This is a genomic window from Sulfurisoma sediminicola (assembly GCF_003865015.1).
GTDB classification, from domain to species: domain Bacteria; phylum Pseudomonadota; class Gammaproteobacteria; order Burkholderiales; family Rhodocyclaceae; genus Sulfurisoma; species Sulfurisoma sediminicola.
The window spans coordinates 308,749-334,802 of record NZ_BHVV01000003.1 but is presented as its reverse complement, the minus strand read 5'-3'; the positions used below and the strand labels follow the sequence as shown (position 1 = coordinate 334,802).

Below are 26,054 nucleotides of genomic sequence, written 5' to 3'. Positions count from 1 at the left end.
CTCAGCGGGAGCGATCGACGGCGCGCACGCGGCGCACGCGATCGCGCCTCAGCCGCCGCAAGGCCAGCCACTCCAACACCAGCCAGAAGGCCAGCAGTACCGCCGGCAGCAGTGGATCGGCAAGCAACTTTTCCATGGCAGGAAGGTTCGTGGCGCCACATGACGCGGCGATGAAGTTTTCGTGACTTCGGGGCGACCGGGCAATATCCCTGCAACATCGGGCGGGCAGACTTCGCCGTTTTCCTGCCAGATATTCCATAGGACAGCACATGAAACTCCGCGCCCTCGTCACCGCCGTCGCCGCCGCCCAGGTCTGTACCGCATCGCCATTCGTTCTCGCCGCCGGCGACAGGATCGCTGCCGTCGAATTCAGCTCGACGCCGGCACCGGCGACCGACGCCGAAATGTCCCAGGCCTACACGCGCTCGGAGGCGACCGTGACCTACACGGACGGACGGCGCATCGTGTTTCCGCTGTCCTACCAGACGGTGTTCCGCTCCGGCGAGCGCATCGGCGGAGCCGAGGCTGGCCTGATCGTCGACAAGGCCGGCCGCCCCGTCGCCGTCGCGGCCGACAATGCCGGCAACGTCACCAGCGGCCCCTTCCACGCCTACTCGCCAGACGCCAACTCGCTGCTGCGCGTAAAGGAAGGCAAAGGCGAGAAGCTCTATCTGCTGACGCACTGGGAGTACCACACCGAGGCGCCCGCAAGCGGCGGCAAGGGCAGTGTCGATCTCTACGGCCAGCTGCCGATGGCGATGACCCTGGCGACCGTCGCGCAGCACCGGAAGAGCGGCACGCTCAAGGCCACCGCTCTGCGCAACGTCGACTTTTCGGCCAAGGACGGCCTGTGGATTCCCTGCGCCGGATCGCTGACGCCGTGGAACACCCATCTCGGCGGCGAGGAGTACGAACCCGATGCCCGCATTTTCGAGCACGAGCCGCTCGAACCGATGAACCTCTATCTCGGCACCCACGGCAAGCGCGCCGACCAGGGCGGCGCCAAGCCCTACCGTTACGGCGGCATCGTCGAGGTCGCCGTCAGGGCCGGCGGCAAGACCGAGGTCAGCAAGCGCTACGCCATGGGGCGTCTAGCCACCGAGCTCGCCGACGTGATGCCGGACGGACGCACCGCCTACATGGGCGACGATGGCCGCGACACCATCCTCGCGATGTTCGTGGCCGACCGCGCCAGCGATCTCTCCGCCGGTACGCTTTATGCGGCTCGCTGGGAGCAGGCTGCGGCGGAAAACGGCGCGGCCGCCGAACTCAAGTGGATCCGCCTCGGCCACGCCGCCGAGAAGGAAATCGAGGTGCTGGTCGATCGTGGCATCCGCTTCTCCGACATCTTCGAGGTGGCCGGGGCCGACGCCGTGAAAGCCGACCCGGCGCGTCACGCCGACTTCAGGCCCGTCTGGGTGTACGAAGGCCACGCCGGTCGCACGGCCACCAAGCCGGCGATTTCCTGGCTGAAGCTCAAGCCGGGCATGGAGAAGGCGGCCGCCTTCCTCGAGACGCGCCGCTATGCCGCGTTGCTCGGCGCCACCACCGAGTTCACCAAGATGGAGGGCGTGACCCACAATGCCGCAGACCGCCAGCTCTACGTCGCGATGTCCTACATCGAAGGCGGCATGCTGGACGGCGCCAACGGCGAGCGTCCGCAGGACCACATCCGCATCAAGGGCGACGCCAAGGACCTCGTCTGCGGCGGCGTCTACAGGTCTCGGCTGTCGGACGGACAGAAGGATGCCACGGGCGAGCCGATCCGCAGCGAATGGGTCGCGACGAGCATGAACGCGCTGCTGCTCGGCGCACAGAAGCCGCCTGGCCAGACGCAGGGGCCCTATGACAAGTGCGACACCGAGCGCGTCGCCAACCCGGACAACATCAAGTACTCGGCCGAGATGCGCACGCTGTTCATCGGCGAGGACTCGGGCAACCACCTCAACAACTTCCTCTGGGCGCTGAACATCGACTCAGGCAAACTCGCCCGCGTGCTGGTCGCGCCGGCCGGCGGCGAGCACACCGGCCTGCAGGTGGTGCCGAATCTCGGCGGCCATACCTACATCATGGGCAACATCCAGCACCCGGGCGCGGCCAACGACCTCAAGCAGTATCCTGATGCGATCAAGGTGGAACTGCGCAAGCGCATCGACCAGCGCGGCAGCATCGGCTACCTCGGTGGCCTGCCGGCGCTTGGCCGGTAGTCACAAACGTGCAACCTGGGTGAAAACGCGGCGTAACCGCACCTCCCGACAATGCCGCCACACACGACGGCAAACAAGGAGAAGCGCATGCTGCACGCCCAGGAACGGCCCGCCAGGGACAACGGTCACAATCGCCACCAGCACTACTCGGTCGGTCTCGCGCTGAATGAGCGCGAGATCGAGGAAGCCCAGCGCCTGCGCTATCGCGTTTTCGCCGAGGAACTCGGCGCCAGGATCCGTTCGCGCGTCGCCGGCGTCGATGCCGACTTCTACGACCCGCATTGCCAGCACCTGATCGTCCGCGACGAATCGGACGCGGGAACCGGCAAGATCGTCGGTACCTACCGCATCCTCACGCCGGAGGCCGCCACCAAGGTCGGCAGCTTCTACACCGAGAACGAGTTCGACCTCACCCGTTTGCAGCACCTGCGTCCGGGCATGGTGGAAATCGGCCGCTCCTGCATCCATCCCGACTACCGCAGCGGCGCGGTGATCGCGCTGCTCTGGGGCAAGCTCGCCGAGTTCATGCTCAAGCGCGAATATCGCTACCTGATCGGCTGCGCCTCGATCGGCATGGCCGACGGCGGCCACAACGCCGCCAACCTCTTCGTGCAGCTGATCGATTCCCACATCGCGCCGCTCGAGTACCGCGTCTTCCCGCGCGACCGCCTGCCCTTCGAGCGGCTGGTCACCGGCCATGCGGCCGAGGTGCCGCCGCTGCTCAAGGGCTACCTGCGCGCCGGTGCCTGGATCTGCGGCGACCCGGCCTGGGATCCGGACTTCAACACCGCCGACCTGCCGCTGCTGCTGCCGATGGAGCGCATCAGCCCGCGCTACGCGCGGCACTTCATGCGCGGCTGATCAGTCGCACTCCGCGGTGCAGGCGCCGGCCGCGCAGTCGCCGACCTGGACCTTGCACTCGCCGCGGCTGCGGTAGCCGAAGACCATGCCTTCGCCGTAGCTGCAGGCCAGACGGGTAATCTTGCCCTGCTTGCCGACCGTCATGGTGACGGCCCTGGCCTGGCGCAGCATCGCCGCCGGCACGTCGCAGGAGACGTAGCCCTGGAAGGTGCCGTCCCTGGACTCCCACAGCACGACGTTCTTGACCTTGCGGTAGCGGCGGTAGTCGGGGCACAGCTCGTTGTCGCCGCGATACATGCGCGCGTCGTCGCTGCAGTAGGCGTGGTAGGTGTAGCGCAGGTCCTCCTCCGCCGGGCAGGTGCCCGCCTGGACCGCGTCGGCGAGATCGGGACAGCGCACGGTCTCGGCCAGCGCGAGCGGCGCGGCGGTACCCAGGAAAAGGGCAAGGGCAAGTGGATACAGCTTCATGGTCGGTCTTCCGTGACTTGAATGGTCAATGGTGTTCGGCCGCCGCGCGCACCGCGGCGGCGATGGCCTCGGCCTGCGCCGTGACCAGCGCACCGTCGCGGCCTTCGACCATCACCCGCAGCAGTGGCTCGGTGCCGGAGGGGCGCAACAGCACGCGGCCGTTGCCGTCGAGCGCCTTTTCCGCGGCAGCAGCAGCCGCCTTGATGCCGGGATCGGATTTCCAGTCGAAGCCGGCGCTCATCCTCACGTTGATGAGCTTCTGCGGGTACATGGTCAGGTCCTGGCAGGCTTGCGCCAGGGTCTCGCCGCGCGCGCGCAGCGCCTCCAGCACCTGCAGCGCCGAGACGATGCCGTCGCCGGTGCTGTGCTTGTCGAGGCAGAGGATATGGCCGGAATTCTCACCGCCGTAGAGCCAGCCCTTCTCGATCAGCATCTCCAGCACGTAGCGGTCGCCGACCCTGGCGCGGGCGAAGGGGATGCCGAGCTTGGCCAGCGCATGTTCGAAGCCGAGGTTGGTCATCAGCGTGCCGACCACTCCGGCGACAGGCCGCTGGGCATGGCGGTGGCGGGCGATGACGTAGAGCAGCTGGTCGCCGTCGTAGAGGTTGCCGTCACCATCGACCATCAGCACGCGGTCGGCGTCGCCGTCCAGCGCGATGCCGATGTCGGCATGGTGCTCGCGCACGGCGCGGCGCAGCGCATCGGGCGCGGTGGCGCCGACGTTCTCGTTGATGTTCATGCCGTTGGGCGCCACGCCGACACCGATCACCTCGGCACCGAGCTCGTGGAAAACCTTGGGTGCGATGTGATAGGCGGCGCCGTGGGCGCAGTCCACGGCGATCCTCATGCCGCGCAGGTCGAACGCGTTGGGAAAGGTGCTCTTGCAGAATTCGATGTAGCGGCCGGCGGCATCGTCGATGCGCCGCGCCTTGCCGAGCCGGGCCGAGTCCATGCAACCCATCGGCTCGTCGAGGCGCGCCTCGATCTCGTGCTCGACGGCGTCGGGCAGCTTGGTGCCGGCAGCAGAGAAGAACTTGATGCCGTTGTCGGCGTAGGGATTGTGCGAGGCGGAGATGACGACGCCGGCCTGCAGCCGCAGCGCCCGCGTCAGGTAGGCGATGGCCGGCGTCGGCATCGGCCCGCACAGCATGACGTCCACGCCGGCCGCGGCAAAGCCGGCCTCCAGCGCCGCCTCGAGCATGTAGCCGGAGATGCGCGTGTCCTTGCCGATCAGCACCGCAGGGTGTTCGCCCGGCGGCAGGTGCTCACGTGCGACCAGCGTGGTGCCGGCGGCGTAGCCGAGGCGCATGACGAAATCGGGCGTGATCGGCGCCTGGCCGACGCGGCCGCGCACCCCGTCGGTGCCGAAATACTTCCTGCTCATCTAGACGATCTCCACTGCGTTAAGAACGGCAAGCGCATCGTGCGTCGCCGCGACGTCATGCACCCGCACGATGGCCGCGCCCTTCTGCACCGCGAGCAGCGCGGCGGCGACACTGGCATGTACGCGGACGCCGACCGGCTTGCCCGTGATCTGGCCGAGCATGGACTTGCGCGAAACGCCGGCGAGGACCGGAAAGCCGCGGATGATCAGCTCCGGCAGGGCGCGCAGCAGCGCGAGATTATGCTCCAGCGTCTTGCCGAAGCCGAAGCCCGGATCGAGCACGATGCGCTCGTGCGCGATGCCGGCCAGCTCGCAGGCCCGCGCCCGCTCTTCCAGAAAACCGAAGACCTCGGCGACGACGTCGGCGTAATGCGGCGACTGCTGCATGGTGCGGGGCTCACCCTGCATGTGCATGAGGCAGACCGCGGCGTCGGACGCCGCCACCGCCTCCAGCGCGCCTGGCTCGGTCAGCGCGCGGATGTCGTTGATCATCGACGCGCCCTCGGCCAGCGCAGCGCGCATCACGGCCGGCTTCATCGTGTCCACCGAGAGCGGCACCGCCGCGTCGCGCAGCGCCCGCAACACGGGCAACAGCCGCGCGAGTTCGTCTTCTTCCGCGACGAGCGGCGCACCGGGGCGGGAGGACTCGGCGCCGAAGTCGAGGATGTCGGCACCGGCTTCGAGCTGCGCCTGGGCATGGTCGATCGCGCGCGAGGCGTCGCCGCCGACCCCGTCGCCGGAAAACGAGTCCGGCGTGAGGTTGACGATGCCCATGATCAGCGGGCGGTCGAGGGAGAGGCGGAAGCGGCCGCAGGCGAGTGTGCTCATGCGGCGCGGATTTTACCCCGCGAACCAGCCCTCGACCTTGCCGCGCGCCGGCACGCCGCCGGAGTGGACGACCTTGCCGTCGATGATCACGCCCGGCGTGCTCATCACGCCGAGGCGCACGATCTCCTTCATGTCCTCGACCTTTTCGATGCTGACCTGCTCGCCCCGGGCGGCGGCGACATCCTCGATCAGCTTCTGCGTGTTGCGGCAGTTGGCACAACCCGTGCCGAGGACCTTGATGCTTTTCATGGTGTATTCCTCACAGGACGAGGTTGAAGACGTAGCCCACCAGCAGGATGCCGGTGGCGACGACGCCGGCGAAGACCGCGATCAGTTTCACCGACAGCACGCGGCGCAGGATGATGAACTCCGGCAGCGACAGCGCGATCACCGCCATCATGAAGGCCAGCACCGTGCCCAGCGCCGCGCCCTTGGCCAGCAGCGCCTCGACCACCGGGATGATGCCGGCGGCGTTGGTGTACATCGGCACGCCGATCAGCACCGCCACCGGCACCGCCCACCAGGCGTCGCGGCCCATGATGGCCGCGAGAAAGTCCTGCGGCACGTAGCCGTGGATGGCGGCGCCGATGGCGATGCCGGCAAGGATGTAGGGCCAGACCTTGCCGACGATCTCGAACATGTGCCGCTTGCCGGAGGCCAAACGTTCGCTCCAGCGCATGCCTGCGGGTACCTCCTGCTCGGCGACGCCGTTGGCCTGGATCATCTCGCGCACCCAGTCCTCGAGCCAGCGTTCGAGCCGCAACCGGCCGATGACCCAGCCGGCGACGATGGCCACCGTCAGGCCGAGCGCGAGATAGAGCGCGGCCACCTTCCAGCCGAACATGGCGAACAGCAGCCCGAGCGCGATCTCGTTCACCATCGGCGCCGAGATCAGGAAGGAGAACGTCACGCCCAGCGGCACGCCGGCCATGAGGAAGCCCATGAACAGCGGCACCGCCGAACACGAGCAGAACGGCGTGACAATGCCGAGGCTGGCCGCCATGGCGTTGCCCACGCCCTCGCGGCGCCCGGCCAGCAGCGCGCGCGTGCGCTCGGGCGAGAAGAAGGTCTGGATCACGCCCATCAGGAAGACGATCAGGGTCAGCAACAGCAGGACCTTGGGCGTGTCATAGACGAAGAAATGCACGGCCTCGCCCAGGTGCGTGCCGCGCGCGAGCGGTAGCAGCGCCACCACGGCGTCGGCGAAGGGCACCAGGCTGGCGTAGAGCACGACCCAGGCGGCGAGGAACAGCGCCGTCCCGCCCCAGGCGCGGCGATCGTCGGGCAAGGACTCAGCCGCGCTCATACCAGCCTTTCGTGGCATTGACCACGCGCACGACCAGCAGCATCACCGGCACCTCGATCAGCACCCCGACCACCGTGGCCAGCGCCGCGCCCGATTCGAAGCCGAACAGGCTGATCGCGGCGGCGACCGCCAGCTCGAAGAAATTGGAGGCGCCGATCAGCGCCGAGGGACAGGCGACGTTGTGCTTCTCGCCGGCGACGCGGTTCAGCCAGTAGGCCAGCGCCGAGTTGAAGAACACCTGGATCAGGATGGGCACGGCCAGCAGCGCGATGATCAGTGGCTTGTCCACGATGGCCCTGCCCTGGAAGGCGAACAGCAGCACCAGCGTGGCCAGCAGCGCCGAAATCGACCATGGCCCGATCTTCTCCATCACCGCGTCGAAATGGCCCTGCCCCTTCTTCAGCAGGGATCTGCGCCAGAGTTGCGCCAGCGCCAGCGGAATCACGATGTAGAGCACCACCGAGGTGAACAGCGTGTCCCACGGCACGATGATCGCCGAGATGCCGAGCAGCAGGCCGACGATGGGGGCGAAAGCGACGATCATGATGGCGTCGTTGAGCGCCACCTGCGACAGGGTGAACAGCGGATCACCGTCGGAGAGTCGGCTCCAGACGAAGACCATGGCCGTGCACGGCGCCGCCGCCAGCAGGATGAGGCCGGCGATGTAGCTGTCGAGCTGGTCGGCCGGCAGGTAGGGCGCGAACAGGTGGCGCACGAACAACCAGCCGAGGAAGGCCATCGAGAAAGGCTTGACCAGCCAGTTCACGAACAGCGTGACGCCGATGCCGCGCACGTGCTGCCGCACTTCATGCAAGGCGCCGAAGTCGACCTTGACCAGCATGGGGATGATCATCACCCAGATCAGCAGGCCGACCGGGATGTTGACGCGGGCCACCTCCAGCTTGCCCAGCGTCTGGAACGGCGCCGGCACGAACTGGCCGAGGCCGATGCCGGCGACGATGCAGAGGAACACCCACAGTGTCAGCCAGCGCTCGAAGATGCTCAACGGTGCGCCGGCGGCGACCTTCGCGGTGACTTCGCATTGCGCGGACATCTCAGCCGGCCTCGCGGTCGTGGATGCGCCGTGCCGCGGCCAGCGCGTCGTCGCGGCTCATGGCTTCGAGCGGCAGAGCCAGGAAGGCCTCGACGCGGCCCTTGAGCGCCTGGTAGGCCGCCTCGAAGGCGGCGCGCCGCGCGCCCAGCGGCTCGACGTGGGCCGGATCGGCGATGCCCCAGTGGGCGGTGGCGGGATGGCCGGGCCAGACCGGACAGGTCTCATTGGCGGCGTTGCCGCAGACGGTGAAGATGAAATCGAAATGTGGCGCATCGGGTGCGGCGAACTCCCCCCAGCTCTTGCTGCGCGCCCCTGCGCACGGCACGCCATGCTTCTCGAGCGTTTCGAGCGCCACCGGATTGACCTGTCCCGCCGGCTTGCTGCCGGCGCTCCATGCACGCACGCGTCCGGCGCCGAGGTGGTTGAACAGCATCTCGCCCAGGATCGAGCGGGCGGAATTGCCGGTGCACAGCACCAATACGTTGATGGTCATGGTTGTCTCTCCTGGGTTTTGGCCCGGCGCTTCGCCGCCGTGGCCACGGCCGCCGTCTTCGGCAGGCATTGCCCGCCGTGGCAGCAGTTGTCGGTGAGATAGGCGATCAGTTCGTCCATCGCCGCATAGGCGGTGCGGTAGATGACGTTGCGGCCGTCCTGCCGGCTCGCGACCAGGCCGGCATTGGCCAGTTCCTTCAGGTGGAAGGAGAGGGTCGGCGCCGGTACGTCCAGCGCCTGGGCGATCTCGCCCGCTGCCAAGCCGCCATCGCCCGCCTGCACCAGCAGGCGAAAGGCGGCGAGACGGGTTTCCTGGGCGAGCGCGGCGAGCGCCGCAACGGCGTCACGGGTATCCATGTGACGATTCTATCATTCTAGAATCGTGAAAATGTGTGAATCCTGACGAAAGCCCGCTTTTCTCGACACCTTCTCCTGCCGCGGTCATGCCTCGACGTGAACTCACGTCGCATCGAGTTGCTACGCGCGACGAGGCTTTGACGGCTTCCTCGCCGCGGCAGTCGGTGCCGTCGGCGGCCCGACATCGCCGCGGACCACGGCGCCGAGCTTCAGCCCCAAAGCGTGGGCGATGCGGCCCCAGCCGAAGCCCGCAGCGCGGCGGGCGAGGATGCCGTCGGCACCCGCGTCGCCGATCAGCACCCATCGAAGCCGCTCGGGGCTCGCCGTCGAAAGCCCTTGGGCCGCCAGCTGCGACCGCGCCAGAGCGAGCACGATGCGGACATTGGCGTAGCTCAGCGGCCCCGTGGGCGAGCTGAATGCGGGGCTCGCGGAAGATCGCGGCTGCCCGAGCACGATCGGGGTGCCGGTGCGCAGTGCCTGGATCAGTGCCGTGGCGCTTTGCTGCGAGCCGACAAATTCGCCGAATTCGGCGGCAAGGCGTGCCAGGGGTGGCTCGCGGCGGATAGCGATGGCAGCCGCGTTTGCCGGCGCCGCCTGCAGCAGGCGCCCGACGATGGCAGCGAAGGGATGGGGAAGGCGTGCGTTCATGGCGTTGGCCTCAGCGAGGGGTGCCGATGCCCCCCGCGTTCGTGGCGCTGGTGGCCTGCGGCACCAGCGCGAACACCCACTCGTCGTGCCGTCGCGCTTCCTTGAAGGATTCGAGGCCGAGCGGGAACTCGGCCTGGCGCAGCGTGGCCGTCGTGCTCAGGCTGTGGATGCCGAGGATCCTGCCGCCGGGATCGCGCAACACGCCCCACTCGGTGCGGCCGGTCAACGGGTCGGGATAGAGGCGGCGCAGGTGGCGACGCACGCCCGGGTAGCGCGGGTCGCGCAGCAGTTCGGTTAGTTCCTTCGGTGCGTCGGGCTGGCCGAAAGGCGTCGCCTCGGCATAGCTTTTCAGGGCCGCGCGATACTCGAGGCCGATCGCCAGCAGCTCGGCTTCGGCGCCGCGCTGCAGCAGGCTCGCCCCCGCGCCCAGCGACGCCGTCGCCGCCGCGCCGAGCATGGCGACGAAGATCAGCAAGCCGATGTAGGTGAAGCCGGCGTTGGTGCCCGGCCCGGGGCTACCAATGCGCATACGGCTGCCCGTTGCGGCCGGTGCCGCGCGCGCGGCTCTTCAGGTCGGCGACGCGGCCTTCGACCCGCGCCGGCGGCGCGACCAGCGTCCACTCGGTGGAGTTGTCGGCCACCGGATCGATCGGCAGCGCGCGCAGGTAGCGCCGCGTCACCAGCTCGTCGAGCGATTCGGGATAGCGCCCGGAGTCACCGTAGAAACGGTCGATCGCCTCGCGCGCGATGCGCAGGTTCTCGGCCAGCACGGTCTCCTTCGAGGCCTCGATGCTGTGGAAATACTTGGGTGCCGACAGCGAGAGCAGCATGGCGAGGATGCTCAGCACGACCAGCAGTTCGATCAGGGTGAAGCCTCTCGTCGCCACCTTCACCACCTCCGGTATTCGACGCCGTTGAGCCCGAGCAGATGCGAACGCGAGAACACGTCGAAGACGTCCTCCCCCTCCTGCGGGTCGTCAGGCTCGCTGGCGTAGCTGCGTTTGCCCCAGGTCGCCGCGGCATCGAGGCCGGCATCCGGATGCATCGGGTCGCGCGGCACCCGCCGCAGGAAGTAGATCTTCGCCCGCTTCGAATCTCGCGCATCCGTCACCCCATCGGCGAGGACCGCGAGCGAGCGCGGATAGCCGCTGGAGCCGGCATCGCGCGCGATGCGCCCCTCGTCGGCCGCACGCTTGTAGGCATCGATGGCGTCACGGATCTCGCGCAGGGCGCGGCGCAGTTCCTGCTCGTGGCCGCGCTGCACGGAGATTTCGGCCAGCGGCAGGGCGATGCTCGCCAGCGCGCCGAGGATCGCCAGCACCGCGGCCAGCTCGATCAGGGTGAAGCCGCCGGCGCGTTTCATCGCGCCGGTGCCGTTTCGGCCGGGGCCGCCGGCTGGGATGGCGGAACGGCTTCGGTGTAGGCCGACAGGTCCGGGCCGCGCGCGCGCAGGCTGGCCTCGGTCCCCGAGTCGAATTCGGTCCGGGCCAGGGCGGGACGGTTCACGCTGCGCACCAGGCGCGGGGTGATCGACAGCATCAGCTCGGTCTTCTGGCCATCGTCCGAGCGCGAACCGAACAGGCGGCCGATCAGCGGCAGGTCGCCGAGGCCGGGCACCTTGTTGGCGCTGCTGCGCTCGGCGTCGCTGATCAGTCCCGCCAGCACCTGGTTCTCGCCGTCCTTGAGGCGCAGCACGGTCGAGGCGTTGCGGGTGCCGATCTGGTAGGCCAGCGTTCCTGCCTTGGTCTTGACCTGGTCGACGATGCTGCTGACCTCGAGGTTGATGCGGATCAGCACCTGGTTGTCGAGATAGATGGTCGGCTGCACGTCGAGCTTGAGGCCGACGTCGACATACTGCACCGACTCGGCGACGAAGCCGGTCGCCGTCGCCGTCGCCGTGATGTTGGGGACGCGGTCGCCGATCATGATCTTGGCCGTTTCGCGATTGCGCGTGCGGATGCGCGGGTTGGCCAGCAGGTTGGTGTCGTTCTCGCTCTTGCCGGCCGAAATGACCAGCGGCGGGAGCTGCGCGCCGAGGGAGCGCGAGGTGGCATTGAGGACGTCGGACAGGGTCAGCGTGCCGCCGGCGGTGCCCGGCAGCGGCGTCAGCGCCAGCTGGTCGGGCCAGCGGATGCCGAGATCGAGCAGGCGGCTGCGCTTGACTTCGAGGATCTCGACTTCGAGCATCACCTCCGGCTCCGGCAGGTCGTGCACCGCCAGCAGCTTCTCGGTCAGGCGCACGGCCTCGGGCGTGTCGCGCATCACGATCATGTTCTGCTTCTCGTCGACGACGATGTCCTTGGCCTTGAGGATGGTGCGCAGCGTGCCGGCCACGGTCTTGGCGTCGGCGTTGGTGAGGTAGAAGGTCTTGATGGTCAGGGCCTGGTGGTCGCGCGCCTTGGCCGGCGTGTTGGGATAGACGAGGATGGTGCCGGCGTCGATCACGCGCTGTTCGAGCTGCTGCGACATCAGCACCGCCGCCAGCACTTCCTTGACGGTGGCACGGCGCAGGTAGACCGTGCTCGGCTGATCGGCCTTGACGTCCTTGTCGAAAACGAAGTTGATGCCCGAGGTGCGCGCGAGCACCTCGAACACCTGCTTGAGGCTGGCATCCTTGAACTCGATCGAGACCGGCCTGGCCAGCGCCGCCGCGAGTTTGGGATCGGGAGCCGGCAGCGTCAGGCTGGCTTCGATCGCCTCGCGCAGCCTGAGCGCCGCCGCATCGCTCGGCGCCTCGGCAAGGATGGCCTGCAGCCGGGCCAGCGCCGCGTCGGCGTCGCCGCGGCCCCAGGCCGCCTCGGCCTCGATCTGCCACTGCGCGCGGCGGCGCTCGAACTGAGCCGAGTCGAGCAGCTTGCGGGCACGGGCATTGCCGGGGTCGAGCGCCAGCGCGCGCGCCGCCAGCGCGTCGGCGTCATTGCGGCGGCCCTGAGCCAGCGCCAGGTCGGCCTGCTGCAGCGCCTGGCCGGCCAGGCGCTCGCGCGTCGAGGCGACGGCGAGGCGCACCTCGGCGCGATTCGGCGTCTCGCGCAGGGCTGCCTCGAAGCGCGGCAGGGCTTCCTCCAGCCGCCCCTGCTCGGCGAGCTGCTGGCCTTCGCGGAACAATCCGTTGCCGCTGGCACAGGCGCCGAGCAACAGGAGGAGGGAAAGCAATGCAATCAGTCGTTTCATTCTTTGGCGATTCCGATGTCGAGGGTGCGACGCGTCTGGCGCTTGACGTGCTGCAGGGTCAGGGTCGGCGGCTTGATCGCGGCGACGCGGAAGCCGTCATCGAGGGTGTCGCCTTCGCGCACCACCCAGGTGTCTTCGCCGCGCGCGAGGAAGACGGTCCAGCTCTCGTCGTCGTCCTGCTGCTTGCCGATGACGCGCCACGGCGCCGGTGCGGGAAAACTCGGCACCGGCGCCACGGCGGCGGGCGGCTCGGATGTCACCGCGGCCGGCGCGACAGCGGCCACCGCGAACGGGTCGCCGCCCTGCCATGCCGCCGTGCTGCGCGGCAGCAGCGCACGAATGCTGGCGGCGCGCTCCTGCGACCGCGCCGACGCTGTGACGGCCACGTCGGCATTCGGCTCGCCGAGCGCGCCGAGCGCGGCGGTCGCCGCCAGGGCGAGGAGCAGCCAGGGCAGGCGGCGGGATTTCATGGCCGTACCTCGCCCGTTTGCGGCTCGGTATGGAAGGCCAGGCGCAGGCGCGCCTCGATGCCGCCCTGGCCATTGCCGCGTTCGATCGCGAGATCGTCGAGCGCGATCGCCGGCTGCCCTGCCAGCACGGCGGCGAGAAAGCCGCGGAAGTCGGCATATGCGCCGCGTACCGGCATCTGCAGCGTGGCGACGCCGAAGCGCCCGGCCGCGTTGCCCTCGAAACTGTAATCAATGCGACCCAGCGTGAGGCCATGGCGCGTCGCCTCGTCGAGGACGCCGCGCTGCCGGGCGTCGAGTTCCTGCCGAGGAATAAGCACATTGCGAAAGGCACGCAGCCGGTCCTCGATCTGGCGGTTGCCGTCGGTGGCCGGCACCGTCGCCGGCGGCGCGACGCGGGACCAGCCGACACCGGCTGCCGCGACGCAGAGCGCTGCGGCAAGGGCCGCGGTGGCATACAGGCGCCAGCCGTGGCGGCGCAGCAACAGTTCGAGATCGAGACGCGGGTTCATGCCGGGTCCTTCAAATGCAATTCGAGGCTGAAGCGCACCGGCCGCGTCGCGCTGGCGTCGTGCACTTCCTGGCCGAGCAGGGTCGCGTCGGCCACGCCCGGCAGGGCCCGCAGGCGGGACGGCAGGCCTTGCACGGCGGCCGCGTCGCGCGCCTCGCCGCTGACGCGCACGATCGAGCGCCGCACATCGGCTTCGGCGCGCAGCAACACCGCATCCCCGCCCGGCCCGAATGCGCCTTCCAGCGCATCGAGTCCCGTCAACCAGGGAAAATTCAGCGCCCGCACGGCGGCATCGGCGGCCTGCGCCTCATCGGCCGCCGGCGGTCGCGGGGCGGAGTTCGCCGCCATGTGGCCGGCTTCCGCCGGGGGGACGAGCAACCAGACGGCACTCGACACCACCACCACCAGCGCACTTGCGCCGCCGGCGAACCAGCGCAGGCGGTGGCGGACGTCGGGCCACGGCCGCTTCGGCGCGAAGTCGACCGCCAGCGGTTTCATCGCGCCGCCGCACGCAGCGAGCCGACCACGGTCGGTTGCATGACGTCGAAGGCGACGCCGGCCTGGCGGCAGTCGCGCCGCAGCAGCGCACCGAAGCTGGTTGCCGCATCGGCGAGCGGCGGATGGACGCGGATGCCCCGCCAGCAGCCGTCGCTGATCAGCCCGATCGTCGTGCTCTCGCTCGAGGCGACGCAGAAGGCGGCATCGGGGCCGAGTTCGCGGCAATGGCGGTTGTATTCGCGGACGAAGCGCGGCTGCACGCTGCGCAGCCGCCAGCCCTTTGCCTCGGCGGCGCGCGCCACGTCGACGGCGAAGATGGCGGGCACCGCGCAGGCGAGCCAGCGCTCCGCCTGCGGCAGCGGATCGACGCGCAGCACCCAGGCTTCCGGGTCATCGCCGAAGACCTCGGCGAAACGGTCGGCCGCGTAGAGGTCGAGCTCGGCGGCGGAGGCCAGCCCGGCCGGCCGTTCGAGTATCCAGTAGCGCACCAGGGCGTCGGAGACGAGGATGTCGAGCATCGCGCCCGGATGCGGCGGGTCGACCAGAGGATCGGCGCCATTGCGGGAGATGCGCATTTCGGCGGTTTCAGTGTTGAAGAGTGACACGGGCCACCTCCTCGAGTGTGGTGAGGCCCTCGCGGGCCAGGTGCAGGGCGGCGTCGCGCAGGCTGCGCGTGCCCTGGAGTCGCGCCTCGGCCTTGATTTCGCCCAGCGGCGCGCGTTGGGCTATCAGGGTGCGCAGGCGGTCGTCGAGAGCCAGGATCTCGGCGACCGCCCGACGCCCCTGATAGCCGGTGCCGCGACATTCGCCGCAACCCTTGCCACGACGGAAAGCGCCGCCATCGAGGGCGACCTCCGTCGTCAGCTTGAGCGCGGCGATGTCGCGTGGAGACGGGGTGACGGGTTCGGCGCAATGCGGGCAGACCGTGCGCAGCAGGCGCTGCGCCCAGACGCCGTTGAGCGCCGAGGTGAGAGAATAGGGATCGATGCCCATGTGGGCGAAGCGGCTGAAGACGTCGAAGACATGGTTGGCGTGCACCGTCGACAGCACGAGGTGGCCGGTGAGTGCCGACTGCACGGCGATCTCGGCGGTCTCGGCATCGCGGATCTCGCCGATCATGATCTTGTCGGGATCGTGGCGCAGGATGGAGCGCAGGCCGCGGGCGAAGGAGAGCCCCTTCTTGTCGTTGACCGGGATCTGCAGCACGCCCGGCAGCTCGTACTCGACCGGATCCTCGATGGTGACGATCTTGTCGCGGCCGTCGTGGATCTCCGACAGCACGCCGTAGAGCGTGGTGGTCTTGCCGCTGCCGGTGGGACCGGTGACGAGCAGCATGCCGTAGGGCTGGGCGGCCAGGTCGCGGATGCGCGCGAGGTCGGCGGCGGCGAAACCGAGCCGCTCGAGCCGCAGCGACTCGCCGTCGGGCACCAGGCGGCGCTTGTCGAGGATGCGCAGTACGGCGTCCTCGCCGTGGATGCTCGGCATCACCGACACGCGCAGGTCGATGCGGCGGCCGGAATAGCGCACGGGGAAGCGGCCGTCCTGCGGCACGCGCCGCTCGGCGATGTCGAGCTCGGCCAGCACCTTGAGGCGCGAGACGGCCTGCTCGGCGATGTCGCGGCCGACGGCACCGCCGACCTTTTCCAGCACGCCGTCGATGCGCAGGCGGATGTCGAGGCCGGTCGCCGTCGCCTCGAGGTGGATGTCGCTGGCGCCGAGCTTGAGCGCGTCGTGAATGGTGGAATTGACCAGGCGCACGACGGGGCTCGCATCCTGCTGGATGCGCACCAGCGACACCTCCTCGGCGGATTCCCTCGTCTGCGCCGTACCGCCGGCGCCGAGATTTTTCGGCGCCACGCTCGCCAGCGCCGAGCTTCCCTGTTCCTGCCGGCCCAGCCAGGCCGTGAGGTCGTCCGGACGCGCCAGATACCAGTCGACGAAGCCGCCGGCACGGGCCTCGACCCAACGCTGCACATCGCCGGCCAGCGGGTCGTCGAAAACGGCGATCCAGCGCTTGCCGTCGCGGAACAGCGCACAGCGCCGCGCCTGGGCATCGGCCAGCGGCAGGCGGTCGAGCGCCGGGGTCAGCCGGTGCAGCTGCGGCAGCGTCATCAGGGGAAAGTCGTGTTCCTGCAGCGCGGCCGCCACGGCGGCGTTCATGGGCGCATTCATCTGAGGCTCCCGGCAAGGTCGAAGATCGGCAGGTAGAGGAGGACGACGATGGTGCCGACGACCAGGCCGATCGCGGCCATCAGCAGCGGCTCGAAGGTGCGGGCGAAGAAGTCGATGCGGCGCGCGAGTTCGCCGTCGTGGAAGCGGGCGGCGCGGCCCATCATCTCGCCGAGCCTGCCGGTGCGCTCGCCGACGCGCAGCATGCGCAGTGCCACCGGCGTCACCAGCGCAGCGGCCTCGAAGGCCTGGGACACGCTCTCGCCGCGGCCGATGGCGGCGGCGGCGCTGCGGTAGCGCAGCAGGGTTGCGTCGCAGAGCAGGCCCTCGGCCAGGCGCATCGCCGCGAGGATGGGCAGGCCGCCCTCGAGCAGCGTGCCGAGCGAGAGGTAGAGTCGCGCCAGTTCGAAGGTGGCCATGGTGCTGCCGACGCCGGGCAGGCGCGCCAGCAGGGCGCGCGGTCCGCCGCCACGCCACCACTGGCGGCCGCCGGCGACGAGCGCCAGGGCGGCGACGACGGCGCCGATGGCCAGCGCGCGGCCATGGCTGGCGGCGAAGGCGCCCCAGGCGATCAGCTGCTGCGACAGCCAGGGCAAATCACGCCCGGTGCCCTGATAGACCCCGGCGAAGCGCGGCACGACGTGGCCGAGCAGGAACAGCGTCACGACGAAGCCGACCACGGCGAGTATCGTCGGATAGATCAGCGCGCTGACCACGCGGCTGCGCACGGCATCGAGCCGGCCGCGGTATTCGATGTAGCGCGCCAGCGACTCGGGCAGGCTCGAGGTGCGCTCGGCCGCGCGCATCAGTCCGACATAGAGCGCCGGAAAGTGTTCGCGCTGCGCCTCGAGCGCGTCGGAAAAGCGCCGGCCTTCGTCGAGCGAACGGGCCAGGCGCTCGAGCACGCTCCGCGCGTCGACGCGCTGCTCCTTGTCATGGAGGGCTTCGATCGATTCAGTCAGCGACAGCCCTGCCTCGAGCAGGGCCAGCAACTCCTGACTGAACAACTGCAAAGAAAAAGCGCTGCGGCCGAGCCGCAGCGTAAGGGGGAGGAGTTCATTCGCATCGGCCGACAGCGGCCGCAGCGCCTGCGCGCTCACTTGTGCGCACGCGGCCGCCGCATCCGCGGCTTCCACCGCCACGGTGACGACGCCATCGTTGCCCAGCGCTCTGACCGCGTAGCGCATCTCAGTAGGTTATGTCGGCGTTTTCGCCGCTGCCGCCCGGCGCGCCATCGCGGCCGTAGGAGAGCAGGTCGAAATCGTTGCGGCTGCCGTTGCTGCTGGGCAGGCGATAGACATAGGACTTGCCCCAGGGGTCGGCCGGCACGTCCTTCTGCAGGTAGGGGCCGTTCCATTTCGCCTCGCTTGCCGGCCGCTCGCGCAGGGCCGCGAGGCCCTGCGCAGCCGACGGATAATGGCCGGTATCGAGCCGGAAGGCGTCGAGCGCCTTGGCCAGCGCCTCGATCTGGGCGCGGGCCGCGGCGGTCTCCGACTTGCCGATCTGCGAGACGTAGCGCGGCCCCACGTAGGCCACGAGCAGGCCGATGATGGCGACCACCACCAGCAGCTCGAGCAGGGTGAAGCCGCGCTGTCGTCCCGCCCTGCTCATGCGAAGCTGTCCCCCATCAGCGCGGTGAACCACTTGTTCATCTCCTCGAAGTTGTCCTTCGAACGTGCCGCCGCCTCGCCCGACGAAGGAGCGACCGGCTGCATGGTCTTCGTCACCGGGTCGTAGGCGAAGTTGGCCGTGAGCCACGAGGCCGTCTCGAAGGTGATCGGCGAGTAGCAGGCCGAGTTGGTGTGCGGCGAAGGATCGAGCGCACGTCCGGAGAACAGGCGCAGGATGGCGTCGGCGCAGACCTTGGCTTCCTGGTTGGCGATGTGGCCGGCCTTGGGCTGGGTCGTGGCCGAAGCGTCGCCGATGACATGGATGCCCGGCGCCACCTTGGCCTCGTAGGACAGCACGTCGACGCTGGTCCACTTGCCGCCGGAATCGGCCAGGCCGTTGGCGGCGATCACCTTGCCGGCGCGGTGCGGCGGAATCAGGTTGAGCACGTTGCCGTGGATGTTGCCGATGCTGGTGTTCACCGTCATGTTCGTGGCGTCGACGCTGTTGATGGTCACGTTGGGCTGGTACTCGATGACGCCGGCGTGCACGACGTTGAAGGCGTCGGTGAAGGAATGCACTTCGGCGGTGATGCCGGGGTTGGCGTCGAGCACGATCACCTTGGAGCCGGGGCGGTTCTTCTTGAGCCAGTCGGCGACGACGCAGGCGCGCTCGTAGGGTCCCGGCGGGCAGCGGTAGGGCTTGCCGGGGATGCTCATGACGAAGACGCCGCCGTTCGGCATGGCGGTGATCATGTTGCGCAGCGCGGTGGTCTGCGGGCCGGCCTTCCAGGCGTGCGGCACCTTGGCCTGTGCTGCGGCAGTCTCGAGGCCCGGCAGGATGTCGAAGTCGACGCCCGGCGCGACGACGAGTCGGTCATAGGCATAGCGGGTGCCCGAGGCCAGCGTGACGCTGCGGCCGACCGGATCGATGGTCGCGACGTCGCCCTTGACCATCTTCACGCCGTAACGGCTGGTCAGATTGCCGTAGCCGTACTGCAGCGACGACATGGTGCGGCTGCCGTTGAGCACCAGGTTGCTCATGATGTTCGATGAGTAGGCCGAGTCGCGCTCGATCAGCGTGACATCGACGCCGGTCCCGCCCCAGATGCGTAGGTACTTGGCGACCGTGGCGCCGGCCATGCCGCCGCCGATGACGACGACGCGGCCCTTGATGCCGGTGTTGGTAGGTACGCCGACGGCGACCGGTGCGGCCACACCATCGGCTGCGGCGAGCATGCTCCAGCCGGCGGCGCTGAGGCCGAGGCCGGCGGCGCCGGCCATTTTGATGAAATCTCTGCGTTTGACCATGTCGAATCCCCTTTTAGCGCTGTGCGGCGAAGTAGTTGGCGATGAGCGCGATCTCGGCGTCGGTATAGCCGCGCGCGTGCATGTCCATCATCTTGGGCGTGGCCTTGCCCTGCATCTCCTTCAGCTCCTTGACGATTTCGCTGGCGGACTTGCCGGCGAGGGTCTCGACGCCGCCCTTGCCGTTGGTACCGTGGCACTGGAAGCAATTGGAGGCGAGCAGGCGGCCGGACGGCGGGGTCGTCTGGGCGAACGCGGGTGCCGCAGCCAGGGCAAGCACCAGCCCGCGTATGATTCGGCTTTGATTCATGGAAGCTCCTTGTCTTGTTCCGGAATGCCGCCCGTTCGTACGACTGGCAGCTCATTGCCGACGCTCCTGGCAGCGCGTCTGCGGAGCGCATGTTCCCGATCCGGGCGCGGCGCCGCTACTGTCGCCAAACCCCGACACTTTGGCCGGACGGCCCCTTGGCTTAGGATTGCGGCCGTGAACCTCTATCCGCGCTCCTTCCTGCGCCTGATCCTCGTCGGCTGGTGGCTGGGGGCCCTGCCGCTGCTCGCCGCGGTCGCCTTCGCCTCGATCAGCTTCAACGACATCGCCGTGCGCAGCGCCAATGTGGTGCAGCAGGCCTCGCTGACCGCACGGCTCGGCTGGGAACTGCCCGAGCAACTCAGCCACATGGAGCGCAGCCTGCGCCAGTACGAGGTACTGCGCGACCGCTCGCTGCTCGACGACTACGCGGCTTCGCGCCGGGAGTGGCGGCAGAGCAGCGAGGAGTTCGCGCGCATACCCCTGCTGGTGCCGCTGGCCGGACGCATTGGCGCGATGCTCGCCGCCGAGGATGCGGCCTACGCCAAGCTGGCGACGGCCGGCACCGCACCGCTGCGCGAGACCCTCGTCGCCATCAAGGGGCAGGCCTTCGGCCTGCTCGACGAAGCCGGTCAGCGCATCGACGGCGAGCGCAACGCCTTTAGCGCCGAAGCCGACGCGCTGAGGCAACGCGTGTTGATCACGCTCGCCGTGGCCTTCGGCCTCGCCGGCGCAATGTTCTGGCTCGGCCGGCGCTTGCTGGCCAAGCTGCTCAGCCGTTTCGAGCGCGCGGTGGTCGCCCTTGGCCAGAACCGCCTCGAGCGCCGGATCCGGCTCAAGGGGCCGGAAGACCTGCAGTGGGTCGGCCGCCGCCTCGACTGGCTGCGCCGGCGCCTGCTGGCGCTCGAGCAGCAGCGCAACCGCATCCTGCGCCACGTCTCGCACGAGCTGAAGACGCCGCTGGCGGCCTTGCGCGAGGGCGCCAGCCTCTTGCACGAGGGCGTGGCCGGCCCGCTGTCGCCGCAACAGGCCAAGATCGCCGGCATCATGCAGGGCAACGCCCTGCGCCTGCAGCGGCTGATCGACAGCCTGCTCAAGATGCAGCAGGCCGGCTACCTGCGCGACCGCATCGAGCCGGTGCCGCTGCGCCTCGACGAATTGATCCAGCAGATCCTCGCCACGCATCAGCTGGCGGCGCGCAACAAGCACCTGCACGTATCCGGCACCCTGGCCCCGCTCACCGTGGCCGGCGGCCGCGAGGAGCTGACGACCATAATCGACAACCTCGTCTCCAACGCGATCAAGTTCTCGCCCGACGGCGGGCAGCTGCGATTGACGCTGACGCAGGAGGGCGAGAGCGCGGTGCTCGACGTGATCGACGACGGCCCCGGCGTGCCGGAGGCCGACCGCGAGAAGATCTTCGAGCCCTTCTACCGCAGCCCCGCCTCCAGGGGCGTGGCCGGCGTCGGCCTCGGGCTCGCCATCGCCCGCGAGTTCGTCGCCGCCCATCGCGGCACGCTCGACCTCGTCGCCACGACGGCCGGCACGCACTTCCGTGCCACCCTGCCCCTGGCCGGAGCCGACGCATGACGCCGCGTCGTTTGCTGCTGGCGCTCGCGGCCGCCCTGCTTCTCGGCGGCTGTGCCGCCACGCCGTGGACATCGGGCGAAGCACGCGAAGTGATCGAACTGCTCGACTTCCACGACCGCATGGTCGGCATGGCGACAGACGAGCAGCGGCGCGAATACCAGGCGGCGTTGGCCGCCTTCGAGAAACAGCCGGGCGATACGCAGCGCCTGCGGCTGGCGCTGCTGCTCACCCAGCCGCGCGCTCCCTGGCGTGACGACGCGCGCGCGCTGCAGCTGCTCGCCGGCATGGAGCCGATACCGGCCGGTCAGCCATCGCCGCGGCGGGATCTCGCCGTGCTGATCCAGAAGCTCGTTGCCGAGCGCCAGCGCCAGATACGTGACGAACACCGCAAGGTCGAAGACCTGCAGCAGAAGCTCGATTCGCTGCGCGCCATCGACCGCGAGACCCGACAGAAGCCGCCGCGCCGATGAACGCCGCCCGCATTCTCGTCGTCGACGACGATCCCGATCTTCTCGACCTCATCGGCATGCGGCTCACCGCCGCCGGCTACGAGGTGGCGCCGGCCGCCTCCGGTGCCGAGGCGCTCGCACTCTTCCGCGCCGAACGGCCGCGCGCGGTCATCACCGACCTGCGCATGGACGGCATGGACGGCCACGCGCTGTTCCAGCGCCTGCATGCCGAAGCGCCAAGCGTACCGGTAATCATCCTTACCGCCCATGGCACCATTCCCGATGCCGTCGCCGCCACGCAGCGCGGCGTCTTCGGCTTTCTCACCAAGCCCTTCGACGGCCGCGAGCTGCTGGCGCGCGTCGCCGACGCCGTGGCCCTGTCGCCGCCGATCGCGGCCGACCGTGGCGCCGAGACGGCATGGCGCACCGGTTTCGTGGCGGCCTGCCCCGTCATGGACGAGTTGCTGCGGCAGGCGCGCCGCGCGGCCGAAAGCGACGATCCGCTGCTGATCTCGGGCCCGCGCGGCAGCGGCAAGGAAGCGCTCGCCCGCGTCATCCACGGTGCCGCCTCCCGGGCGCACAAGCCCTTCGTCGTCATGCGCTGCGGACCGCAAGCCGGTGACGCCGGCGAAGACGCCGCCTTCGGCGACGCGCTCGACGCCGCGCGCGGCGGCACCCTGTTCCTCGACGACGTCGGCGAACTGGCGCCGGGCGTGCAGACGCGGCTGCTGCCGCTGGTGCGGGAAATCAGCCTGTTCTCGGCCGGCGGCGCCAAAGCCCGTACCATCCGCGTCATCGCCGCCAGCTCGCAGGCACTCGACAACGCGATCCGCGGCGGCCAGTTCCGCGCCGACCTTTTCTACAGCCTGAACCAGACCGCGCTGGCCTTGCCGCCCCTGGCCGAGAGACGCGACGACATCCCGCTGCTCGTCAGTCACTTCGCCCGCCGCTGGGCCGAACGGATGCGTGGCACGCCCCACGGCCTGGCGCCGGATGCCCTGACCCTGCTGCAGGAAGCGCCCTGGCCGGGGAACGTGCGGCAGTTGCGCAATGTCGTCGAGCAGGTGCTCGGGCAGACCGTGACGCCGCTGGTGCCCGCTTCGCTGGTGCGCCGCGTGCTGCGCGACGACAACGAGCGCGAAATGGGTGCCTTCGACGATGCGCGCCGCGCCTTCGAGTACGACTACCTGGTCGACCTGCTGACCAACACGGCCGGCAACGTCGCCCAGGCCGCGCGCATCGCCCAGCGCAACCGCACCGAGTTCTACAAGCTGCTGGCGCGCCACGCCCTGGATCCGGCGACCTTCAAGCCATTGGCAAAGTAGTCGCCGGCCCTTCGCGCCCGCCATGGTCCCCTCGCCCTCCCCGCCTGCCTGGCACGGCCTCTCCGGCGAGGCGGTCGCCGCGCGACTCCGCTGCAGCGCCGTCCGCGGCCTCGCTGCCGCCGAGGCCACCGCGCGACTGGCGCGACACGGCGCCAACCGCCTCGCCGAACGGGCGCCGCGCCCGGCCTGGCGCAAGTTCCTCGACCAGTTCAGGAGCGTGCTGATTCTGATCCTGCTCGGCGCAGCCGTGCTCGCAGGCATCATGGGCGACGCCAAGGACGCCGTCGTCATCGCCGTCGTCGTGCTGCTCAACGCCACCCTCGGCTTCGTCCAGGAGCATCGCGCCGAACGCGCGCTGTTCGCGCTCAAGCGCATGCTGGCGCCGACCGCGCGGGTACGCCGCGACGGCGAAGTCAGGATGATCGATGCCGGCGGGCTGGTGCCCGGCGATATCCTGCTGCTCGAAGCCGGCGACCGCATCCCGGCCGACGCGCGGGTGCTCGACGCCCACGCCGCCGAGGTAGCCGAGGCCGCCCTGACGGGGGAATCCCAGGCGGTGGCGAAGACGCCGGAGGTCGTCGCCGAGAACTCGGCGCTGGCGGAACGCCGCGGCATGGTGTACATGAACACGGTGGTGACGCGCGGCCGGCTCGAGGCGATCGTCGTCGCCACCGGCATGCAGACGGAGATGGGACGGCTGGCCGGCCTGCTGGCCGAGACCGCCGAGTCGGCGACGCCGCTGCAACTCCAGCTCGACGCGCTGGGCAAGCGCCTGGCGCTGATCGCCGGCATCGTCGTCGGCCTCATGTTCATCGGCGGCCTGTTGCGCGGCGACGACCTGGTGCGCACCGCGACCACGGCCATCGCCCTCGCGGTCGCGGCGATCCCCGAGGGCCTGCCGGCGGTGGTCACCGTCACCCTCGCGCTCGGCATGCATCGCATGGCCAGGCACCACGCCGTCGTCAAGAAGCTCGCCGCGGTCGAGACGCTCGGCTGCACCACGGTCATCTGTTCCGACAAGACCGGCACGCTGACCCTCAACCGGATGGCGGCCCGCGCGCTGTTCTACGGCGGCCGCAGCCATGCCGTCGGCAGCGGCGGCATGGCGGGCCCGGACCTCGCGCCGCTGCTGATCCCGGCAGCGCTCTGCGCCGACGCACGCATCCGCGACGGCGAGCTGATCGGCGACCCGACCGAAGGCGCCCTGCTGGCGCTGGCAGCCAAGAGCGGCCTCGATGCCGATGCCCTCGTCGCGAAGACGCCGCGCATCGCCGAGATCCCCTTCGATTCGACGCTGAAATTCATGGCCACCTTCCACCATGATGGCGACACGGTACAGCTTTGGTTCAAGGGTGCGCCCGACGTGACGCTCGCACGTTCCAGCCGGTGGCGCGACGCCACGAGCGAGTCGCCGCTCGACGCCGCCGCGCGCGCCGCCTTCGTCACCGAACACGAGGCGCTGGCCAGCCAGGCGTTGCGCGTGCTCGCGCTCGCCGGGCGCCGCATCCCGGCGCGCGACTTCGATCCGGCCGCCACCCCGGCCGACCTGTTGCGCTGGGCCGATGAACTGACCCTGATCGGCCTGGTCGGCATCATCGACCCGCCGCGGCCGGAAGCGCGGGAGGCGATCGCGGTCTGCCGTGCGGCCGGCGTGCGGGTCAAGATGGTCACCGGCGACCACCGCATCACCGCCACCGCCATCGCGCACGAACTCGGCCTGATCGGAAATGACGACGGCGAGGTGCACGACGGCGGCGAACTCGACGGCCTCGACCAGGCGGCGCTGGCCGATCTCGTCGAGCGTAGCGCCGTGCTCGCCCGCGTCGCGCCCGAGCACAAGCTGCGCATCGTCGAGGCGCTGCAGGCGCGCGGCCATGTCGTCGCCATGACCGGCGACGGCGTGAACGACGCGCCGGCGCTGAAGGCCGCCGACATCGGCGTGGCCATGGGGCTCACCGGCACCGAAGTGGCCAAGGAGGCGGCGACGCTGGTGCTGACCGACGACAACTTCGCCACCATCGTGCGCGCCGTCAGGGAAGGCCGCATCATCTACGACAACATCGTCAAGTTCGTGCGCTTCCAGCTCTCGACCAACATCGGCGCACTGCTCACCGTGATCGGCGCGCCCTTCCTCGGCTTCGCCACACCATTCACCGCGATCCAGATCCTCTGGGTGAACATCATCATGGACGGCCCGCCGGCGATGACTCTCGGCGTCGAACCGGCGCGGCCCGGCATCATGCGCGATCCGCCGCGCCCCCTCGATGCCGCCATCCTGTCCTGGCAGCGGCTATGGCGCATCGCGCTCTACGGCCTGACCATGGCGATCGGCACCCTCGCCGCCTACGCCTCGGGGCTGGTTGGCGGCGGCGAAGCCAAGGCGGTGACGCTGGCTTTCACCACCTTCGTCCTGTTCCAGTTCTTCAACATCTTCAACGCCCGCGCCGAGCACGGCAGCGCCTTCAACCGCCAGTTCTTCCGCAACGGCAGGCTGTGGGCGGCACTGGCGGCCGTCGTCCTGCTGCAGGGGGTCGCGGTGCACTGGCCGCCGGCGCAGGCGATATTCGACACCGTCGACCTGACCCCGGCCGAGTGGGCCCTCGCCGCGCTGATCGCGTCGAGCACGCTGCTGCTGGAGGAGGCGCGCAAGCTGGCGTTGCACCTCGGCATGCGCTGGCGGCGGGCACGGGCGAAGGGGCCTTGAACGTCACATTGGCCTTGAAACAAGGCGCCTTCGGCCCCATAATTGCCGTACGGTTGTAATTCCGGCAATCTGGAGGCGTTCTGGACGCGGGTTCGATTCCCGCCACCTCCACCTAAGGGTTTCGCAGAGTTCTTAGGTGGGGGTGCACTGGTTTCGACAGGGCGGACAAAGGTGCGCAGGCAACCCGTCAGGCGATCGACGTTAATGAAGCAAATTCTCAAACGCCAACGATGAGCGTTTTGCACTGGCCGCTTAAGGCCTATGCCGAGGCTGCTTGAGCCTTGTTACCAAAGAAAAGCCGGTGGGGACTTCGGTCCCCATCGTCATTTCTGTCGCAGCGCTT

At 69.5% G+C, this 26,054-nt stretch carries 29 protein-coding genes and 1 other RNA gene; 7 read left to right on the top strand and 23 right to left on the bottom strand.

Features of this window, described 5'->3' with window-relative positions; translation table 11 throughout:
- Window position 1: 1 nt before the first annotated feature.
- Window positions 2-136, bottom strand: coding sequence for a hypothetical protein (locus EJE94_RS14945; RefSeq protein ID WP_275540520.1), 135 nt, complete (start codon window positions 134-136; stop codon window positions 2-4).
- Between the two features lie 133 nt (window positions 137-269).
- Between EJE94_RS14945 and EJE94_RS07950 the strand changes: the two genes are divergently transcribed.
- Window positions 270-2,207 (top strand): PhoX family protein, encoded by a 1,938-nt coding sequence (locus EJE94_RS07950; protein ID WP_121242323.1) that lies wholly within the window; start codon window positions 270-272, stop codon window positions 2,205-2,207.
- 87 nt (window positions 2,208-2,294) lie between these two features.
- Window positions 2,295-3,068, top strand: coding sequence for a GNAT family N-acetyltransferase (locus EJE94_RS07945; RefSeq protein WP_121242324.1), 774 nt, complete (start codon window positions 2,295-2,297; stop codon window positions 3,066-3,068).
- Here EJE94_RS07945 and EJE94_RS07940 read toward each other — a convergent pair whose 3' ends face one another.
- The 22 genes from EJE94_RS07940 to EJE94_RS07835 form a co-directional block, all read right to left on the bottom strand.
- Window positions 3,069-3,536 (bottom strand): hypothetical protein, encoded by a 468-nt coding sequence (locus EJE94_RS07940; protein ID WP_121242325.1) that lies wholly within the window; start codon window positions 3,534-3,536, stop codon window positions 3,069-3,071.
- Window positions 3,537-3,561: 25 nt separating this feature from the next.
- Window positions 3,562-4,920 carry a phosphoglucosamine mutase gene (gene glmM / locus EJE94_RS07935; protein WP_121242326.1) on the bottom strand — a complete coding sequence of 453 codons (1,359 nt, stop codon included), beginning with the start codon at window positions 4,918-4,920 and terminating at the stop codon, window positions 3,562-3,564.
- Entirely contained in the window at window positions 4,921-5,748 is an 828-nt protein-coding gene (gene folP / locus EJE94_RS07930) for a dihydropteroate synthase (protein ID WP_121242327.1), read from the bottom strand. It abuts the gene before it with no gap.
- A 12-nt stretch (window positions 5,749-5,760) separates the two neighbouring features.
- Window positions 5,761-5,997, bottom strand: coding sequence for a thioredoxin family protein (locus tag EJE94_RS07925; RefSeq protein WP_121242328.1), 237 nt, complete (start codon window positions 5,995-5,997; stop codon window positions 5,761-5,763).
- Between the two features lie 10 nt (window positions 5,998-6,007).
- Window positions 6,008-7,054: a permease gene (locus EJE94_RS07920; RefSeq protein ID WP_121242329.1), complete on the bottom strand. Its 1,047-nt coding sequence runs from the start codon at window positions 7,052-7,054 to the stop codon at window positions 6,008-6,010.
- Complete coding sequence (gene arsB / locus EJE94_RS07915) at window positions 7,041-8,108, bottom strand: ACR3 family arsenite efflux transporter (RefSeq protein ID WP_121242330.1); 1,068 nt, start codon at window positions 8,106-8,108, stop codon at window positions 7,041-7,043. Before arsB ends, EJE94_RS07920 begins: the two co-directional genes overlap by 14 nt.
- Window position 8,109: 1 nt before the next feature.
- Window positions 8,110-8,601, bottom strand: coding sequence for an arsenate reductase ArsC (locus EJE94_RS07910; RefSeq protein ID WP_121242331.1), 492 nt, complete (start codon window positions 8,599-8,601; stop codon window positions 8,110-8,112).
- Complete coding sequence (locus tag EJE94_RS07905) at window positions 8,598-8,957, bottom strand: ArsR/SmtB family transcription factor (protein WP_121242332.1); 360 nt, start codon at window positions 8,955-8,957, stop codon at window positions 8,598-8,600. Before EJE94_RS07905 ends, EJE94_RS07910 begins: the two co-directional genes overlap by 4 nt.
- 120 nt (window positions 8,958-9,077) lie before the next feature.
- Complete coding sequence (locus EJE94_RS07900) at window positions 9,078-9,605, bottom strand: hypothetical protein (RefSeq protein WP_121242333.1); 528 nt, start codon at window positions 9,603-9,605, stop codon at window positions 9,078-9,080.
- 10 nt (window positions 9,606-9,615) lie between these two features.
- Window positions 9,616-10,134 carry a type II secretion system protein gene (locus EJE94_RS07895; protein ID WP_121242334.1) on the bottom strand — a complete coding sequence of 173 codons (519 nt, stop codon included), beginning with the start codon at window positions 10,132-10,134 and terminating at the stop codon, window positions 9,616-9,618.
- Window positions 10,121-10,492 carry a type II secretion system protein gene (locus EJE94_RS07890; protein ID WP_243642557.1) on the bottom strand — a complete coding sequence of 124 codons (372 nt, stop codon included), beginning with the start codon at window positions 10,490-10,492 and terminating at the stop codon, window positions 10,121-10,123. Before EJE94_RS07890 ends, EJE94_RS07895 begins: the two co-directional genes overlap by 14 nt.
- A gap of 2 nt (window positions 10,493-10,494) precedes the next feature.
- Window positions 10,495-10,968 (bottom strand): type II secretion system protein, encoded by a 474-nt coding sequence (locus tag EJE94_RS07885; protein ID WP_121242336.1) that lies wholly within the window; start codon window positions 10,966-10,968, stop codon window positions 10,495-10,497.
- The gene (locus EJE94_RS07880) at window positions 10,965-12,776 is read right to left on the bottom strand and encodes a secretin GspD/PilQ domain-containing protein (protein ID WP_121242337.1); all 1,812 of its coding nucleotides are present in this window, start codon (window positions 12,774-12,776) and stop codon (window positions 10,965-10,967) included. Before EJE94_RS07880 ends, EJE94_RS07885 begins: the two co-directional genes overlap by 4 nt.
- Complete coding sequence (locus EJE94_RS07875) at window positions 12,773-13,246, bottom strand: hypothetical protein (RefSeq protein ID WP_121242338.1); 474 nt, start codon at window positions 13,244-13,246, stop codon at window positions 12,773-12,775. Before EJE94_RS07875 ends, EJE94_RS07880 begins: the two co-directional genes overlap by 4 nt.
- A complete protein-coding gene (locus EJE94_RS07870; protein WP_121242339.1) occupies window positions 13,243-13,755 on the bottom strand; it encodes a hypothetical protein in 513 nt (170 codons plus the stop codon). The genes EJE94_RS07875 and EJE94_RS07870 overlap by 4 nt, the downstream gene beginning before the upstream one ends.
- Window positions 13,752-14,252 carry a hypothetical protein gene (locus EJE94_RS07865; RefSeq protein ID WP_121242340.1) on the bottom strand — a complete coding sequence of 167 codons (501 nt, stop codon included), beginning with the start codon at window positions 14,250-14,252 and terminating at the stop codon, window positions 13,752-13,754. The genes EJE94_RS07870 and EJE94_RS07865 overlap by 4 nt, the downstream gene beginning before the upstream one ends.
- Window positions 14,249-14,857, bottom strand: coding sequence for a hypothetical protein (locus tag EJE94_RS07860; protein ID WP_124962419.1), 609 nt, complete (start codon window positions 14,855-14,857; stop codon window positions 14,249-14,251). The genes EJE94_RS07865 and EJE94_RS07860 overlap by 4 nt, the downstream gene beginning before the upstream one ends.
- Window positions 14,838-16,424, bottom strand: coding sequence for a GspE/PulE family protein (locus EJE94_RS07855; RefSeq protein WP_121242342.1), 1,587 nt, complete (start codon window positions 16,422-16,424; stop codon window positions 14,838-14,840). The genes EJE94_RS07860 and EJE94_RS07855 overlap by 20 nt, the downstream gene beginning before the upstream one ends.
- Window positions 16,421-17,608, bottom strand: a complete 1,188-nt coding sequence (locus tag EJE94_RS07850) for a type II secretion system F family protein (RefSeq protein ID WP_121242343.1) — start codon at window positions 17,606-17,608, stop codon at window positions 16,421-16,423. Before EJE94_RS07850 ends, EJE94_RS07855 begins: the two co-directional genes overlap by 4 nt.
- Window position 17,609: 1 nt before the next feature.
- The gene (gene gspG, locus EJE94_RS07845; RefSeq protein ID WP_121242344.1) at window positions 17,610-18,032 is read right to left on the bottom strand and encodes a type II secretion system major pseudopilin GspG; all 423 of its coding nucleotides are present in this window, start codon (window positions 18,030-18,032) and stop codon (window positions 17,610-17,612) included.
- Complete coding sequence (locus tag EJE94_RS07840) at window positions 18,029-19,339, bottom strand: FAD-dependent oxidoreductase (protein WP_121242345.1); 1,311 nt, start codon at window positions 19,337-19,339, stop codon at window positions 18,029-18,031. Before EJE94_RS07840 ends, gspG begins: the two co-directional genes overlap by 4 nt.
- A 13-nt stretch (window positions 19,340-19,352) precedes the next feature.
- Window positions 19,353-19,646 carry a c-type cytochrome gene (locus EJE94_RS07835; protein WP_121242346.1) on the bottom strand — a complete coding sequence of 98 codons (294 nt, stop codon included), beginning with the start codon at window positions 19,644-19,646 and terminating at the stop codon, window positions 19,353-19,355.
- Between the two features lie 174 nt (window positions 19,647-19,820).
- On the opposite strand from EJE94_RS07835, the gene EJE94_RS07830 reads away from it, so the two are divergent.
- The 5 genes from EJE94_RS07830 (at window position 19,821) to ssrA (ending at window position 26,037) form a co-directional block, all read left to right on the top strand.
- Entirely contained in the window at window positions 19,821-21,233 is a 1,413-nt protein-coding gene (locus EJE94_RS07830) for a sensor histidine kinase (RefSeq protein ID WP_165904782.1), read from the top strand.
- Window positions 21,230-21,703, top strand: coding sequence for a hypothetical protein (locus EJE94_RS07825; protein ID WP_121242348.1), 474 nt, complete (start codon window positions 21,230-21,232; stop codon window positions 21,701-21,703). The genes EJE94_RS07830 and EJE94_RS07825 overlap by 4 nt, the downstream gene beginning before the upstream one ends.
- On the top strand, window positions 21,700-23,007 hold the full coding sequence (locus EJE94_RS07820) for a response regulator (RefSeq protein WP_121242349.1): 1,308 nt from the start codon (window positions 21,700-21,702) through the stop codon (window positions 23,005-23,007). Before EJE94_RS07825 ends, EJE94_RS07820 begins: the two co-directional genes overlap by 4 nt.
- A gap of 22 nt (window positions 23,008-23,029) precedes the next feature.
- On the top strand, window positions 23,030-25,711 hold the full coding sequence (locus tag EJE94_RS07815; protein ID WP_121242350.1) for a cation-translocating P-type ATPase: 2,682 nt from the start codon (window positions 23,030-23,032) through the stop codon (window positions 25,709-25,711).
- Between the two features lies 1 nt (window position 25,712).
- Window positions 25,713-26,037: a transfer-messenger RNA gene (ssrA, locus tag EJE94_RS07810) on the top strand.
- The last annotated feature ends 17 nt before the right edge of the window (window positions 26,038-26,054 follow it).